This is a genomic window from Paraburkholderia adhaesiva, assembly GCF_021390575.1.
GTDB lineage: Bacteria > Pseudomonadota > Gammaproteobacteria > Burkholderiales > Burkholderiaceae > Paraburkholderia > Paraburkholderia adhaesiva.
On the sequence record NZ_JAJEJQ010000002.1, the window covers coordinates 270,012 to 285,157 of the forward strand.

The 15,146-nt window shown below is 62.3% G+C and carries 14 protein-coding genes; 9 read left to right on the plus strand and 5 right to left on the minus strand.

Translation table 11 applies throughout. The features are described 5' to 3' along the window. Nucleotides 1-62: 62 nt before the first annotated feature. The gene (locus tag L0U80_RS16725) at nt 63-266 is read right to left on the minus strand and encodes a ribbon-helix-helix domain-containing protein (protein WP_233866977.1); all 204 of its coding nucleotides are present in this window, start codon (nt 264-266) and stop codon (nt 63-65) included. Between the two features lie 392 nt (nt 267-658). Between L0U80_RS16725 and L0U80_RS16730 the strand changes: the two genes are divergently transcribed. From L0U80_RS16730 to L0U80_RS16760, 7 genes are all read left to right on the plus strand, one after another. After that, on the plus strand, nt 659-1,693 hold the full coding sequence (locus L0U80_RS16730) for a M14 family zinc carboxypeptidase (RefSeq protein WP_233866979.1): 1,035 nt from the start codon (nt 659-661) through the stop codon (nt 1,691-1,693). Next, nucleotides 1,690-2,466: an alpha/beta fold hydrolase gene (locus L0U80_RS16735; RefSeq protein ID WP_233866989.1), complete on the plus strand. Its 777-nt coding sequence runs from the start codon at nt 1,690-1,692 to the stop codon at nt 2,464-2,466. Before L0U80_RS16730 ends, L0U80_RS16735 begins: the two co-directional genes overlap by 4 nt. A gap of 666 nt (nt 2,467-3,132) precedes the next feature. Continuing rightward, nucleotides 3,133-4,356, plus strand: coding sequence for a hypothetical protein (locus L0U80_RS16740; RefSeq protein WP_233866992.1), 1,224 nt, complete (start codon nt 3,133-3,135; stop codon nt 4,354-4,356). A gap of 16 nt (nt 4,357-4,372) precedes the next feature. Next, nucleotides 4,373-5,617, plus strand: coding sequence for a hypothetical protein (locus tag L0U80_RS16745; protein ID WP_233866995.1), 1,245 nt, complete (start codon nt 4,373-4,375; stop codon nt 5,615-5,617). A 189-nt stretch (nt 5,618-5,806) separates the two neighbouring features. Next, nucleotides 5,807-6,328, plus strand: a complete 522-nt coding sequence (locus L0U80_RS16750; RefSeq protein WP_233866998.1) for a hypothetical protein — start codon at nt 5,807-5,809, stop codon at nt 6,326-6,328. Between the two features lie 4 nt (nt 6,329-6,332). Continuing rightward, nucleotides 6,333-7,019, plus strand: a complete 687-nt coding sequence (locus L0U80_RS16755) for a C39 family peptidase (protein ID WP_233867001.1) — start codon at nt 6,333-6,335, stop codon at nt 7,017-7,019. 5 nt (nt 7,020-7,024) lie between these two features. Next, nucleotides 7,025-7,864, plus strand: a complete 840-nt coding sequence (locus tag L0U80_RS16760) for a hypothetical protein (RefSeq protein WP_233867004.1) — start codon at nt 7,025-7,027, stop codon at nt 7,862-7,864. A gap of 61 nt (nt 7,865-7,925) precedes the next feature. Here the strand turns inward: L0U80_RS16760 and L0U80_RS16765 are convergent, their stop codons facing one another. Then, nucleotides 7,926-9,413, minus strand: coding sequence for an acetate kinase (locus tag L0U80_RS16765; protein ID WP_233867007.1), 1,488 nt, complete (start codon nt 9,411-9,413; stop codon nt 7,926-7,928). Nucleotides 9,414-10,045: 632 nt separating this feature from the next. On the opposite strand from L0U80_RS16765, the gene selD reads away from it, so the two are divergent. Together selD and L0U80_RS16775 are read left to right on the plus strand one after the other, a co-directional pair. Continuing rightward, nucleotides 10,046-11,113 carry a selenide, water dikinase SelD gene (selD, locus tag L0U80_RS16770; RefSeq protein ID WP_233867010.1) on the plus strand — a complete coding sequence of 356 codons (1,068 nt, stop codon included), beginning with the start codon at nt 10,046-10,048 and terminating at the stop codon, nt 11,111-11,113. Continuing rightward, a complete protein-coding gene (locus L0U80_RS16775) occupies nt 11,110-12,015 on the plus strand; it encodes a cation diffusion facilitator family transporter (RefSeq protein WP_233867013.1) in 906 nt (301 codons plus the stop codon). The genes selD and L0U80_RS16775 overlap by 4 nt, the downstream gene beginning before the upstream one ends. A 244-nt stretch (nt 12,016-12,259) precedes the next feature. Here L0U80_RS16775 and L0U80_RS16780 read toward each other — a convergent pair. From L0U80_RS16780 to L0U80_RS16790, 3 genes are all read right to left on the minus strand, one after another. Continuing rightward, nucleotides 12,260-13,065, minus strand: a protein-coding gene (locus tag L0U80_RS16780; RefSeq protein ID WP_233867024.1) for an IS5 family transposase whose coding sequence is annotated in 2 segments (ribosomal slippage) — nt 12,260-12,735 and nt 12,735-13,065 — 807 coding nt in all. Because the reading frame shifts where the segments join, the coding sequence is not laid out codon by codon here. A gap of 52 nt (nt 13,066-13,117) precedes the next feature. Then, nucleotides 13,118-13,420, minus strand: a complete 303-nt coding sequence (locus tag L0U80_RS16785; protein ID WP_233867026.1) for a DUF4148 domain-containing protein — start codon at nt 13,418-13,420, stop codon at nt 13,118-13,120. A gap of 191 nt (nt 13,421-13,611) precedes the next feature. Further along, nucleotides 13,612-15,036 (minus strand): hypothetical protein, encoded by a 1,425-nt coding sequence (locus L0U80_RS16790; protein ID WP_233867029.1) that lies wholly within the window; start codon nt 15,034-15,036, stop codon nt 13,612-13,614. Between the last annotated feature and the right edge of the window lie 110 nt (nt 15,037-15,146).

Genomic DNA, 15,146 nt, shown 5'->3' on the forward strand with positions numbered 1-15,146 from the left:
TCTTTTTCACGCCTGACGCTTCTCCGGCGTCAGGCGCTGACTGGTAATGCAACTGCGCGAGGCTAGTGCTTTAGCGGATGTTCGTCCATGAACCAGTCTACCGCAAGCGAGAACAGGGCCGACCGGTTCAGGCCGCCGTGCCGCTTACGATATGCATCGATGCGATCCAGTACTTCGGGTGGAACTGTAATGCTGATCTTGATACGCGGGCCTTCTTCGTCCTCCAGCTCCCACGTATCCTCCACACGTTTCTTTGCCGGTGCCATATAAGCCTCGCCTCATTAGAGCTTTGGCACTATAGCAACCAATTTTATTAGTTTGATATCCGGTCATGCCCCGTACTCCCCTGACCCTACTCGGTGAGTAATTCGCCATACCTACGAGCCTTAAAAAAGGCGCATATGCGCCACCTGTTTTACCGTTTAAAACAACGTCGGGCGCTGATGCTACAGGAATGGTATAGCGCCGAATGCTTTGCAATGCACAAAAAATGTAGCTCGATCCGATATACCGATGGCTGTTGTGATCGCATTTGTTGGTCTCGACGCACCGGCCAACACTCCCGATGTACGGCAGTCATGTGGAGCGATTATATTGGCGGGAAGCGTGGCCCACTGTCACCGTGAACGCGGCCCTTCCATTGACCGACCAACGTTCCATGCAGGCTCTTAGCTTTCTACCTGATAGCTTCGAGGAATACGAAGACCTGAAAGCGCTGCTGGAGGAGGGGGCGCCGTGGTTCGACACGCGCAGTCTGGCGACTGTTGAGGTGCGAGGGCGCAGATTCGACCTTTACATGACATCGGTCGGCTCGCCGGATCCGCAGGCTCCGGCGGTGGCATTCTTCGGCGGCATCCATGGACTGGAGCGTATCGGCTCCCGCCTCGTGCTGGACTACATGCGGTCACTGATTTCGCGGTTGTCGTGGGACGATATTTTGCATCAACTCCTTGATTCTATAAGGATTTATTGCTGCCCAATCGTCAATCCCGGCGGCATGTGGCTTGCCACGCGCGCGAACCCGAACGGCATCGACCTGATGCGCAACGCGCCGCAGGACGCCGACGGTCACGTCCCGTTTCTCGCGGGCGGTCAGCGTCTGGGTTCCTGGCTGCCGTGGTATCGCGGACATCGCGGCGAGCCGATGGAGATCGAGGCGGCGGCCTTGCTGAGGATCGTCGAAGAGGAACTGACGCAGCGGCCGCTCAGTTTCGCGCTCGACTGCCACTCGGGCTACGGCTGGGGCGACAGCATCTGGTTTCCGTATGCCCGCACGCATCAGCTCATGCGTCATCTTCCCGAGATGTACGTGCTCAAGACGATGTTCGAGCACGCGCATCCGCATCACGGCTATACCTTCGAGCCGCAGAGCCATCAATATCTGCTGCACGGCGATCTCTGGGACTTCGCCTACGATCGCGCACCCGCGCAGAACGCGTTCTTGCCGCTCACGCTCGAACTGGGCTCGTGGCTCTGGATCAAGAAGAATCCGCGTCAGATCTTCTTGCGTCAGGGCATGTTCAATCCGTTGCTGCAGCATCGCACGGCGCGTGTGCTGCGGCGTCACGCGAATCTGTTCGAGTTTCTCACGCGCGCCGCGTATTCCTCGTCGCATTGGCTGCCGCAAGGGCGGTCGCGGCAGCAGTTGCTGCACCGCGCGATCGAACATTGGTATCGCAAGTCGGACGTATGAGCACGTGGATTCTGCTGCGAGGCCTCACGCGGGAAACCCGGCACTGGGGCCGGCTGCCGGTCCTGCTTCGCGAAGCGTCGCCTGCCGTGCGCGTGCTGATGCTCGACCTGCCGGGCAATGGGGCAAGCGCCGCGTTGCCCGCTCCGCTCTCGGTGGAGGACATGGTGACGTTCGTCAGGCGTGCCGCTTTGCAGCACGGTGCGACGCCGCCGTATCGCGTTCTCGCCATGTCGCTCGGAGGGATGGTGGCGACGGCCTGGGCTCAGGCTCATGCGGACGAGGTGGAACGGCTCGTTTTGATCAATACGAGCATGCGACCCTTCAGTCACGCATGGGAGCGGCTGCGTCCGCAGCGATGGCCCGACGTCATTCGACTCGCTATGTGCTGGCGCGACGCGCGTGCCGCGGAGACCATGATTCACCGCATCACCTGCAACAGCCGCGACGCGTTCGATGCCGACCTCGCGGAGTGGGTCGCGATTCGCGAAAACGCGCCGGTCAGCCGGGAGAATGCGGTCCGCCAGCTCATCGCGGCGGCGCGATTTCGAGCTTCGTCGAGCCCGCCCGCCTGCCCGTTGCTGCTGCTGTCTTCGCAGCAGGACCGGCTCGTGAACCCGGCATGCTCGGCGAGCCTTGCCACCGCATGGCGCGCACGCCACGTTCAGCACGCCTCGGCAGGGCATGATCTACCGCATGACGATCCTGACTGGACCTGTGCCATGGTCGGGCGCTGGCAGGCAGAACTGGCGGCGGACCCGGTGCGCAGCGCATGAAATCCGATAATTCGGATTATAAGATTAATCCAGATAATGGTTATTAAACGTTGCAGGTGATTATATTTGCAATTATTGTGTGCCAGAGCACGTAGCTCTTTGGCACCCGCCGTGACGTTTGTGTTAAATTGAATCGTATGGAAATGTCTTGGGTTTGATGTTTATTTACGTGCGCCGCCAGTTAAAATAAAGACGCGATGCCGGACGGGTGAGGTCGTAAAAGATACGTTTTTCGATAAGCGGTGTTTTTGGTTGAGAGGTCCTGTTTATAAGGTTCTTTAGCCGCTTTCCCCGATGCACCAAGGGCGTGCAGATGAATATATACATTAATGATATTAAACCTTGATGTAATTACTGATGTGGATCATGTAAAAAGAGAAACGTTTTTTGGCTGGTGATTTTAACGTCAGATGAAAAATATAATTAATTGAATTTAAAGGATTTTCCTGATTTACGTCGCGTGCTTGCCGGCGCGGCCCTGATTTACATGTTTCACTTCTGAAACATAAACAGCAGTCCGGGCACCAGGTTGCCTGGTCAACCCGTGGTTGACGCTGTTTTTCTCTGTAAATTCAATCACTTAAGTGCATGGCATCGCCTATGCGTGGAGTCGCCCGGATTGGCGCAGTCCGGCCAAGCCGCCCCCTTCATCAATAGGAGGATCCCATGCGAATGACAATACTGGCGACCGCTGCTGCCCTGGCCCTGGGTTTCAGCGGATACGCGATGGCAAATCCATGCAGTGGCAGTAGCGATTCATGCACTCAGGACGCGGCTGGTGGCTCGAACACGCTGACAAGCTCGGCAACTGCGACCCAGTCGGCGGGCACCGGTAGTAACGCCAATGAAGTTGCGGGTAACGTCTGGCAAGACAGCGGCAACAGCACCAAGGTTGTGGCGCTAAGCCGGCTCGATGGCACCGTCTCCAACGTCGGCGTTTCGGGCATCGGCAATTACGCTTCCAACTCCGGTAGCGTGGCTGGCGGTCGTGGCGGTCGTGGCGGTACGGGCTTTGGCGGCATTGGCCTAGGTGGTAACGGCGGTAAGGGCGGCGCAGGCGGTTCCGGTGGTTCAGGCGGCAGCGCGTCGATTGGCAACGCGTCGGCTGGCGACGCGACGATCGGCGATGCTACGGCCGGCAACGGCAACGCTGGCAATGGCGGTAAGGGCGGTTCCGCGCACGCAGGCGGCACGCAGGGCGGCAGTGGTACCGGTGGTGGCGGGTCAGCCGCAGGCGGTAGCGCAGCGCTGGGCGGCCTTGCTGCAGGCGCTGGCGGGACCAACGGCGGTGCCGGCGGCAGCGGTGGTTCTGGCGGAAGCGGCGGAGCCGGCGGCAACGCGAGTGGCGGCACGGTAGCAACGGTCACGTCGAGTGGTGGTGGCGCGGGCGCTGCAGGTGGAGCTGGCGCTGGCGGTGGCGGTACGGGCGGTGCTGGAAGCGGCACGGGCGGCGCGGCGACTACTGGCGCGGCTACCGGTACGGGCGGTGCAGGTACGGGTACCGGCGGCAATGGCGCGGCGGCGACGTCTACGGCTGGTGTCGGCGGAAACGGCGGCACGGGTACGGGCGGAAGCGCAACCAATGGTTCAGCGACTACCACGGCCTCGAACGGCGCGGCAACGGCAGGCGGCGGTGCTGGCGGCGCAGGTGGTGGTGCTGGCGGCATGGGTGGCACGGGCACGGGTGGCGTGGGCAATGGCGCAGCGGGCGGAGCAGGTGGAGCAGGCGGTACCGTCACAGTCGATGCCGGCACGTTCAACATGTCCAACACCATGACGGGCGCTGCGCAATCGGCAGCGGGCATCGTGGTGATGAGCCAGAACAGCGGCGCAGCTTCGCTCGTGCAACAGGCTGTTACGGTGCAGGCGAATCTGACTGTTGGCCACTAGCCATCGGGAGGCTCTTATGCAACGAACTCTGATGGCGGCAGCTGCAGCGCTGGCATTAGGCTTCAGCAGTTATGCAATGGCCAACCCGTGCAGCGGTAACAAGGACTCCTGCGATCAGACCGCGGCGGGCGGTTCCAATACCGCGATGGTCTCCGCGACCGGAAACCAGACGTCCACGACGTCAGGCAGCAATGCCAACGAAGTGGCCAGCGGTGCAAGTGTCACTCAGGACTCCTTTAACAGCAGTACGGCAGTAGCTGCGAGCAAGCTGAACGGCACGGTCAGCTACCTCGGTGTCACGCACATTGGCAACGTTGCCTCCAACACAGGCAGCGTCGCTGGTGGTAACGGCGGCTCAGGCGGCACGGGCTTCGGTGGCATCGGTATCGGCGGCAAAGGCGGCAAACCTGGCAGTAGTGGCAGCGGTGGCGACGGCGGTACGGCCACGGTTGGCAATGCCACTGCCGGCGATGCCTCGGTCGGCAACGCCACGGCCGGTAACGGCAATGGTGGCGCCGGCGCTGCTGGCGGTTCCGCGTCTGCAGGCGGTACGCAGGGCGGAAGCGGTCATGGCACGGGCGGTGGCGCGCTTGCTCTCAGCGGGGCTGCGGGTGGTCTAGCGGTCGGCCTCGGCGGTAGCAACAAAGGTGGTGGCGGAAGCGGCGGAAGCGGCGGGAGTGGCGGTGACGGTGGTGTAGCGACCGTTACCGGCACCGGCCCCGGCGTTGCCACGGTCTCGACGTCGCCAGGCGGCAATGGTGGTACTGGTTCAGCGGGCGGCACGGGTGCTGGGACGGCAGGCGCCGCCACAGCCACGGGCGGCACGGCGACGACCGGCACAACCACGGCCACTGGTGGGGCGGGCAGCGGCACCGGCGGTAATGGCGGTACGGCATCCGCCACTGCTGGCAACGGCGGTGCAGGCGGTATGGGCACCGGCGCTAACGGTAGCAATGGTTCAGTGTCGACGAGTGCGAGCAACGGCAATGCAACCGGAGGGGGAGGTGGAGCCGGTGCAGCAGGCGTTGCAGGTGCGACGGGTGGCGCCGGCGACGGCGGCACGGGCTCGGGCGGAGCAGGTGGTGCGGGTGGAGCAGGCGGCAGCGCGACGGTCAACGCTGGTACGTTCGATATGAGCAACACGATGACGGCGGCAGCACAGTCGGCAGCGGGCATTTCGATCATGACCCAGAACAGCGCAGCAGCAGCCCTCACGCAACAGACGGTCACCGTTCAGGCCAACCTGACCGTGGGCCACTGAGCCGTTTTTGTCGTGCATGAATGCCGGGGGATCCTCCGCGGGGCGTGCGCCAGTACGCCCCGCGGCTACCGCGCCGAGGTCTGGTGAACCGTTCCGTTTTACCGGTTCGCTCTTTCCCGACCGAGGTCCCGAACACGCCGTTTTTGCGCCCATCCAGGAACGTGGCGCACAAAGGCAAAGGAGACGCCCATGCAAGCGCGAAGGAGTATTTCGCTGCTGTTAGCATCAACCGTGACGGCACTGCTCGGTGTGAGCGCTTATGCGGACGACGATCCGCAGGCGAGTGCCGCGCAAACCGTTGCAACGGATTCCGGAGCGACGTCCACGGCGCCTGAGTCCGTGGTCACGCCCAAGGCGCCCGATACGCTCGCCGGGGTGACGACACCCGCGACACCCGCGACACCCGATAGCGACACTGCGACGCCCGCAAGCAATACGACGGCCGCAGCCCCACCGGAAAACAACGTTTTCGGTGTGGCAATGTCGCCGGATCAGCTCGACCAGCAGCGCGGTGGCGATGCTTTGGTCGGCCAGAATTTCTTGACGGGTGACGTGGCGAACAACGTCGCGTCGCGAGTCCAGACGGGTTCCAACACGATTACCGACGGCTCGTTCTCGGGTGCCAGCGGACTGCCAACCGTGATCCAGAATACCGGCGCCAATGTGTTGATCCAGAACGCGACGGTGCTCAACGTGCACTTCGGGAACTGAGGTCATGAAGTCCTTCGCTGTCATCGTTGCGCTAGTGGGCGGCCTCGCCGCGTCGGCGGCGCTGGCCGATCCCATCGATGTCACCGATCCGTCCGGCGGGTATTACGCGTTGCACGTGACGAGTCTGAAAGAGGCCCGGTTCAAACGGACCATCAGACAGCAATTCGACTTCAGTTGCGGCTCGGCGGCGGTGGCGACGCTGCTGACTTATCAGTACGACTATCCAGTCACCGAGCAGCAGGCCTTCGTCAACATGTACCAGAACGGCGATCAGGCAAAGATCCGCCGCGAAGGATTTTCGCTCCTTGATATCCGCAACTTTCTCGCGTCGCTCGGTTTTCAGGCCGATGGCTACGAGGTGCCGCTCGACAAACTCGAGCAAACCCATACCCCGGCGATCGTCCTGATCGTCGAGCATGGCTATCACCACTTCGTGGTCATCAGGGGCTTGCGCAATGGGCGCGTGCTGATCGGCGATCCGGCGACTGGAACACGGGCCATGTCGCGGCAGGCTTTCGAGGAGAAGTGGCAGGACCGTGTGGTGTTCGTCATTCACAACAAGCCTCAATTGGCCAGATTCAACGATGAGCGTGACTGGCATATCGCGCCGGATGCGCCGCTCTATACCGGCGTTTCGCGCAGCGGCCTGTTTAGCGTCGTGGTGCCGAAGCTCGGTCCAGGTGAATTCTGAGGACGATGATGAAACCTCAACCTCTAAAGCTCGCTGGCATGGTTGTCCTCGTGTTCGGCGGGGTGACATCAATCGGTGTGGGCGCGATCGAGCAGGAAACGCCCGCCGTAACCGTGGGCAGCGTGATGACGCCCGACGATGCGCTCGCCGCGCCTGCTCCGATGTCCGCGGACGATAGCGTGCCGCTGAAGGACGCCGCATCGCGCGACGACGACGTCGTTGCCGCCGAGTCGCTGCCGCTGCCGCCGCCGTTGCAGCCGCAGCCGGAACCGGAGCACAACGCCGATCCGCTCAGCGTAATTGCGCCGCTCGATCTTGATGTTTTACCCGTCAAGGAGACCGTGTTGTCCGCGGCGCCGATCGCCATGCCTGCGCAAACTGCGGACGCACCGGACACGTATGCTGCCAGCAGTGATCCCAACTGGCCGCCTCCCGGAACCATTGCCTTGACGTCCGAACGACTGGACACCATGCGCGGCGGCTTCGACCTGCCGACAGGATTGAAGGTGTCATTCGGTATCCAGCAGGTAGCGTTCGTCAACGGCAACATGGTGGCGTCGACCAACTTCAACATTCCCGATATCAGCGCGATGACGGCGCAGCAGGCGCAGGCCCTGGCATCGGCGAACACGAGCGGCCTCGTGCAGGTCGGGCATGGCAACACGGTGCAATCTGGCGCGTTGCCAGGACTGACTGGCGGCGTGATCCAGAACACGCTCAGCAACCAGCAGATCCAGGCGCTGACGACGATCAACACGTCGGTCAACTCGCTGGGCACGTTCAAGTTGCTCAATGTCAGCTCGACGATTAACAACGCGCTGGCGAACGCAGTGCGCCCCCGTTAGCGGTCGGGGGGCGTACTGCAGTTTGCGATTCGATGGTGGAGGCGGGGCGCGTGCTGCCGTTTCAGAGTGACATCGGTATACGCAGGGTCAGCGTCACGTCAGGCGTATCGCGCGTGAGGCCCGCGCCGATGGAGAAGTTCAGCGTCGTCGTGGGCGACAGCCGGTACGAATAGCCGATCAATAGCGTTCCGAGTACCACGCGCACGGATCCGGGCACCGTCTGGCCGTTCTGCGAGGTCGGCAATATGATGCTCTGGTCGTAGCCGATACTGACCGAGGCCTTCTCGTTCAGCGCGAGGCCCATGCCGATATTGAAGCCCCAGATGTCGCCAGGTTGAACGTTGCCGAGGAACTGGGTCGCACCGTTTCTCAGTGTCAGCGTTTCATCCTTGCCGAAGCTGTGCAGATAGCTGAAGTTGCCGAAGAACACCACCGGGTCAGTCGGGAACAGCCAGGTCAGGCCCGGCTGGATCGCCCAGAACCCGGAACCGGTCGGTTGCTGCAATGGCAGGCCGGTGCCGGTTGTGTTCGAAATACAGGTTGTCGTGCAGTCGGTGACGACGTCGAACGGGCTCTTTCCGGTTGCAGTCTTCAAGCGCAGCCAGCCGACGTAATAGAACTTGTCCGGGCCACCCTGATTGAACTGGTAGCGCATTGTCATCTCGACGTCGCCGATGCCATTGCCGTTGCTGCTGATCACGCTGTTGGCCGCAGCGCCCGTGAAGATCTGGCGTCCAACCGTATCGTTGGTCTGATAGACATACGGCACGCGCACTTCAAACTCCATCCGGTTCGTGATCCCGTAGCGCATCGCGACGCCACCCGTCAGCGTGGTGGTCTTGACTTCGCTTACGTTGATGAGGCCGATCAACAGCGCCGGGATGATCGTGTAGCCGACCAGCGAGAGCTGGTTCTCCGACGAATACGCGAACTCGAAGTATGGTTCGATTACAAACGTGTGCTTCGGCGTCAGCACGCCTGGCTGATCGAAGATCGGCGCGACCGCGGGAGGCCGGGTATCGACAACGGGGGCCTGGCCCACCGGTCCATTCTGAGCGGAGCCAGCCTGCCCGGTTTGCACCGGCGCAGACGTGACGCCGCCTGACGCAGTGCCCTGCACCGGCACGTTCTGACCGGGCGTCGCGGACTGTGCGTTGGTGGTCTGCGGATTGGTGGTCTGGCTGGGTGCCGCGGACTGCGCGCTCGTGGCCTGGTCGGTCGTCGCGCCTTCCGTGGTTGCGGTTGCGCCGCTCGTCGCCGCTGCGCCTACGGGGAGACCATTGGCGTCCGTTCCGCCCGTGCCGCGTTGTTGCTCGAGCTTGCCGGTATCGAGTGCGCGGCTCAGTCGTGCGAAATTCGCTTCCTCTTCGGCGAGCTTGTGTTTGAGTGCTTCGAGTTCCTTGACGCGCCGGTTGAGTTCCTGACGCAGAGTGCTGATGTTGTCCTGGGCCGTCTGGTCTTCCAGCGACTGCGCCTGGCCCGCTACGCTAAACAGCGCGAGCGTTGCATACGTGACCGCTCGCATCCGACGAAATGGCATGCGCTTCACGGAGTCTCTCCATGATTAGGCCTGCTGGTTTTCCCCCGAGAGGTACTACGGCAACAAGCCAACGTGCACGGCGGTGTTCGAAAGCCGCACTCCGGCGCTCACCTCCTGTCGCCATGAATACGTGGGACGGATGGTGGACTCGTCGGGGTACGCGCAGGCATTGGCGAGACGATGTCTCCGCGAAACCAGACGGTTCGATGTTTCGAATCGCTGTGCTGCGCGAAGTGGTTTTTATTGAGTACACCCGCTTCTGATCCGCTGCTTGCGGGACAAGTAGCAGGTTACTCGATAAGCGTAGCGCACGTACTTTCGCAGGCCAATAAGGTGAAGCCCGGCTTATGATCGTTACATAACAGAAGCGCCTATTTTCCAGAACGTTTTCATGCATTCATCACGATACGTTTCGCATGGCGCGTCTTCGCATTGACATATTTATCGAGGTCGCACATCAGCCTCTGTGCAAACGCACAGCACCGTGGTTAATTCGGCAGTTGGAGAAACGCTTCCTGAGCAACACGAGGCACGGGCGCTGAAGCGGTGTGAGGATGGTGCGGCGGCGCGACAGCCGCGCGCGTGCAGGGACTGCCGGGAATGGCGATAATAGCGGTTACGCAATTTTGTCACTCACCATCATGACCGATCCAGTCGTTGCTCCGTCCGCCGCTGTGCGCCTCACCAGTCTTTCGCATGGTGGCGGCTGCGGCTGCAAGATCGCGCCGGGCGTGCTTTCCGCGTTGCTCGCGCGCAGCACGCCGCTCACCGCTGCGTTCCCCAATCTGCTGGTCGGCACCGAAACCGCGGACGACGCCGCCGTCTACAAGCTCAACGATGAGCAGGCGATTGTCGCGACCACCGACTTCTTCATGCCGATCGTCGACGATCCGTACGACTTCGGCCGCATTGCCGCCACGAATGCGCTTTCGGACGTCTACGCGATGGGCGGCAAGCCGATCCTCGCGCTCGCGCTCGTCGGCATGCCTATCAACGTGCTGCCGCACGACGTGATCGCCGCTGTACTGCGCGGCGGCGAGGATGTCTGCGCAGCGGCGGGTATTCCGGTCGCGGGCGGCCATTCGATCGATTCGGTCGAGCCGATCTACGGCCTCGCGGCGATCGGCGTCGTGCATCCGGATCGGGTGAAGCGCAATGCGTCGGCGCGTGCGGGCGATGTCCTCGTGCTGGGCAAACCGCTCGGTGTGGGCGTGCTCTCGGCGGCGCTCAAGAAGGACCGGCTCGACGCCGCCGGTTATCGCGCGATGGTCGACGCAGCCACGCGGCTCAACACGCCGGGCGCGAAGCTCGCCGAGCTCGATGGCGTTCACGCGATGACCGACGTGACCGGCTTCGGCCTGCTCGGTCATACGCTCGAGATTGCGCGCGGTGCGAAGCTGACCGCGCGTGTGCGCTACGCCGACTTGCCGTTCTTGCCAGGCGTCGAGGCGTTTGTCGCGGACGGCGTCTTCACGGGCGCGTCAGGCCGCAACTGGACCTCGTATGGCGAAAGCGTGACGCTTGGCGCCGGACTGCCGTCCGTCGCGCAGGCGCTACTGACCGACCCGCAAACTTCGGGCGGCCTGCTGATCGCCTGCTCGCGCGATTGCGTCGCCGACGTGCTCGCGATCATGCATGCGGACGGCTTTGCCGATGCCCGCATCGTCGGTGAACTTGACGCGGGCCCGGCGCGCGTCGAGGTCGTATGAGCGGGGAGTCACCGAAAGCCATTTTCTATGCACTCGCTGCGAATATAGGCATCGCGGTGTGCAAGTACGCGGCGGCGGCGTTTACCGGTTCCGGCTCGATGTACGCCGAGGCGATTCACTCCACCGCCGACTGCGGCAATCAACTGCTCCTGCTGTTCGGACTGCGTCAGTCGCGCAAGCCGCCAACGCCTGTGCATCCGATGGGATCGGGCCGCGCGATCAACTACTACTCGCTGATTGTCGCGCTGCTGCTGTTCTTCGTAGGCGGCGCGTTTTCGGTGTACGAGGGCGTTCACCGGCTGTTCGCGCGCGAGCCGCTGCAGCATGTCTACATCGCGCTCGGGGTGCTCGGCATTTCGGTGGTGCTGGAGGCGCTCTCGCTTAGGGGCGCGCTCCGTGAGATACGTGCGGGCGCACCGAAGAAGTCGCTGTGGCGCTGGTTCCGCGAAACGCGCGAGTCCGATCTGCTCGTGGTGGCCGGTGAGGACATCGCCGCGCTCGCGGGTCTTGCCATTGCCTTCGCCGCCGTGCTGCTCACGCTTGTCACCGGCAATCCCGTGTGGGACGCGTGCGGTTCGATCGGCGTGGGTGCGCTGCTGATGTTCATCGCCTCGCTGATTGCGCGCGAGGTGAAGTCGATGATCGTCGGTGAATCGGCGAGTCCGGAAATGCGTCGCGACATTGAAGCCTTTTTGCGTGCGCGCAGCGAAATTCGCAGCATCATCAATCTCATCACGCTTCAATGGGGCAAGGAGATCGTTGTCGCCGTGCAGGCTGAGATGATCGACTACGCCGAAAGCCGTGCGATGGTCGAGGCAATCAACGTGATCGAAGCAGACCTGCAGGCGAAATTTCCGCAGGTGCGCTGGGTGTTCTTCGAGCCTGATTTCGCGGTACGGTGACGGCCTTCGTCACACGTGCTATGCCAAAGCCCGGTTCGGTATGCGGTTTCCCAAATACTCTTCATGCCCGGCAAGTTAAAGCTTGCCGGGCGTATTCCTGCTTCTTGCGTTCAGTGACGGAATGGCGTCCACACGGGCGTAGTTGTGTCCCAGTGGTCGAGTTCAGACGGTTGAACCGGTTTCATGATGAGCCCTCCTTCAATTCGAAATCCTGAATAAAAATCGATGCGTTGCCTTAGAGCCGCTAACACAAGTCATCAACGAAGCGTGAACAGATAACGGCAGCAGCGAGAGAAAGCAACGCAACATGGATGTCGAGACGACGCTCGAAACGAATTCGCAGTTTGCCGAAACCGGCGAACCAGGCATGCGTGCGCTCGACCACCCAGCGATGCCGTCCGAGCCGCTCCTTGCTTTCCACTGCGCGCCGGGCGATACGGGCCGTGATACCGCGCTGCTTCAGGTAACGACGACAGCGTGCGAAGTCATAGCCTTTGTCTGCATGCAACTTGCCGGGGCGTTTGCGAGGCTGGCCATTCAGGCCCGACACCGCCGGAATGGCATCAAGCGTGGGCTCGAATGCCATCGAATCGTGCCGGTTGGCACCGGTAACCTTGATGGCCAACGGAATGCCGCGCGCATCTACGACGATGTGCCGTTTCGACCCGAGCTTGCCCCGGTCTGTCGGGTTGGGGCCGGTTTCCTGGCCCCCCGGGGGCTGGAAACACTGGCGGCATCAAGACTCGCCCGTTCCCAATCAATCTGGTCATGTTCACGTAACCGGCGAAGCATCGCCAGATGCAGTTGCTCCCACACGCCTGCGGCCTGCCAGTCTCGCAGCCGTCGCCAGCACGTCATGCCGCTGCCGAAACCCAGTTCCTTCGGCAGGTATTCCCACGGAATGCCTGTTTGCAGGACGTACAGGATGCCATTCAGTGCTGCGCGGTCATCCACCGTTCGGCGTCGTCCGCCCTTGGGAGACGGTGTGAACACAGGAATTAGCGGCTCCAACGCCGCCCACAATTCATTACTGATTCTGCGCCTGGACATGCCGCCAGGATATGGCTTTCACGGCTTCATGTCCAGGTTGTGTTAGCCGCTCTTACTGGCCCGCGCGGGCGAGACGCGTGGCGTTGCCGCGGTTCTCTTCGATCGCGATGCGTTCGGCTTGCGTGCGGCCGATCAGGCTTTGCTCCGGATAGCTCGTCTTGTTGAGCGAGGGCAGCGTGCCGTCGCGATACGCTTCGACGATTTCGGCCTTCACTTCAGCACGCGTTTTTTGTGCGCCGCTATTCGCTTGCTGCGGTTGCGGACCATAGGTACCGGACAACCCGATCCCGCCAGCGAACGCGGCGGGGCTAGCGATGAGTGCGGCGAAAAATGCGGCGGCGAGAGTGCGTTTCATGATCTGCTCCTTAAATCGAAACGCCGCGCTGCGGTCTGGATACGAACGCGGCTTGGCAACAGGAGCAAATGTAGTTGTGCGATTGCCATAGGTTAATGAATATAAACCGCGAAAAGTTGCGCCAGCGCAACTGGGGCGGACCGGAGAATCCCGCCCGGCGGTGCCGCGAGGTTGCCATCAAGGGTGACGGGTCACTCCCTGCCTTCAAAGTCCCATTTGAGGCGCTTCACCCGGTTTTTTGTGGACCGAAGAATTGCGCAGTTCCGGCACCATTGCCCCCTGCTCTTCACGTTCGAGGGCGTCGCCTCCCAGACATGGCCCCAGTGACATTGCCAGGTCAGTTTCACATGGGCGCCCAGGTACTGCGTTGACAGACACAGACCGCCGCGCTCTGCCGCCAGCGCCTGCATGGCCTCAAGCGTGAGGCGACGCGCCAGACCGGCACATTGCGGGCACCAGTGGCCGCTCACCACCATCTGGCCCGAAGCCTCCCAGCGATGGCCCTGTGAGCACTCGAACCCGTAACGATCGCGGCTGCGCATGTACTCCGTTGCCAGACATCGCCCATGATGCTGCTGTGCAATTGCCTGCAGCCTTGCCAGTCCATCCGCCAGAATATTGCATCGTGCCGATTTTTCCCGCCCGCACTCAGGGCACCACTGACCCTTGCGAATCGCCTCGCCCGTGGTTTCCCACTCGTGGCCCACCGCGCAACGCAGGCGGTAACGTCCAGCCAGCCCCATGAACGGCCCGTTCAGAAGCTCTCCACTCCGGGCGGCAACCGTTGCCAGCCAGCGATCCCTGATCACCTCGCCCTCGCACACCTCGCAACGGGCATGCTCGCCGTGGTACAGCAATGCTGTCGCGTTACGCTGAAACTGGTGCCCGCTGGCACATTCGAATTCGTAGCTGCCGTAGCCCTGCCACGTGCCAGACAGGCATCGCCAGCCGAGCGCCGCAGCAGCAACGCGCAGGCGTTCGAGCGCCCCCACGTCCGCCTCGGCCTGCCGGCATTGCGTGCACCATCCTCCGTCGAGCACGGTTCCCGCAAAGGACTGCCACTCATGACCCGCAGCACAACGAAACCGGTATCGCGACATCCTGCCCGTATAGCGGTCATCCAGGCAAACCCCGCCACGGATCGCAGCCGCTGCCCGCAACTGCTGCAAGCCATCAGGCCTGCGAAACTTCTCGCCTTGCTGCAGGGACCGGCATCGTGGACACCAGTGACCATTCAGAATGATTTCCCCTTTCGTCTGCCAGCGATGCCCATGGGCGCATTCGAGTTCATAGGTCGCCGCCCTGCCGGCATATTCCGTCGACAGGCAGCGGCCACCCTTGTCCCTTGCCGCAGCCTGCAGACGCGCCAGACCGTCCTTGTCCATCAGGCGCGCGGATCTCGCTTCGGTTGCACATTGCCGGCACCAGCTTCCTGCAACGATCTTGTCGCCCTGCGCCACCCACTCGTGTCCTTTCGCACAGCGCAACCGGTAACGCGACCGCATTCCCGTAAAGGTCCCTTCGACAAGCGTGCCGCCTCGCTCCGCAATCGTCGTCATCAAGCGATCACGCAGCGCATCGGCTTCGCAGGCCTGACACGTGGGGTTCTTGTACACCACCGTCGTCCCACGGCAATCGAACCGGTGACCCTTTGAACATTCGAACGTGTAAGGGGTGTGGTAGCCAAACCAGGCATCCGACAGACATCGCCAGCCAAGCGCCTTCG

Bases quoted from the DNA above. Each gene is read 5' to 3' on its own strand.
- L0U80_RS16725 (WP_233866977.1), bottom strand. From the start codon at position 266: ATGGCACCGGCAAAGAAACGTGTGGAGGATACGTGGGAGCTGGAGGAC.
- L0U80_RS16730 (WP_233866979.1), top strand. From the start codon at position 659: ATGCAGGCTCTTAGCTTTCTACCTGATAGCTTCGAGGAATACGAAGAC.
- L0U80_RS16735 (WP_233866989.1), top strand. From the start codon at position 1,690: ATGAGCACGTGGATTCTGCTGCGAGGCCTCACGCGGGAAACCCGGCAC.
- L0U80_RS16740 (WP_233866992.1), top strand. From the start codon at position 3,133: ATGCGAATGACAATACTGGCGACCGCTGCTGCCCTGGCCCTGGGTTTC.
- L0U80_RS16745 (WP_233866995.1), top strand. From the start codon at position 4,373: ATGCAACGAACTCTGATGGCGGCAGCTGCAGCGCTGGCATTAGGCTTC.
- L0U80_RS16750 (WP_233866998.1), top strand. From the start codon at position 5,807: ATGCAAGCGCGAAGGAGTATTTCGCTGCTGTTAGCATCAACCGTGACG.
- L0U80_RS16755 (WP_233867001.1), top strand. From the start codon at position 6,333: ATGAAGTCCTTCGCTGTCATCGTTGCGCTAGTGGGCGGCCTCGCCGCG.
- L0U80_RS16760 (WP_233867004.1), top strand. From the start codon at position 7,025: ATGATGAAACCTCAACCTCTAAAGCTCGCTGGCATGGTTGTCCTCGTG.
- selD (WP_233867010.1), top strand. From the start codon at position 10,046: ATGACCGATCCAGTCGTTGCTCCGTCCGCCGCTGTGCGCCTCACCAGT.
- L0U80_RS16775 (WP_233867013.1), top strand. From the start codon at position 11,110: ATGAGCGGGGAGTCACCGAAAGCCATTTTCTATGCACTCGCTGCGAAT.
- L0U80_RS16785 (WP_233867026.1), bottom strand. From the start codon at position 13,420: ATGAAACGCACTCTCGCCGCCGCATTTTTCGCCGCACTCATCGCTAGC.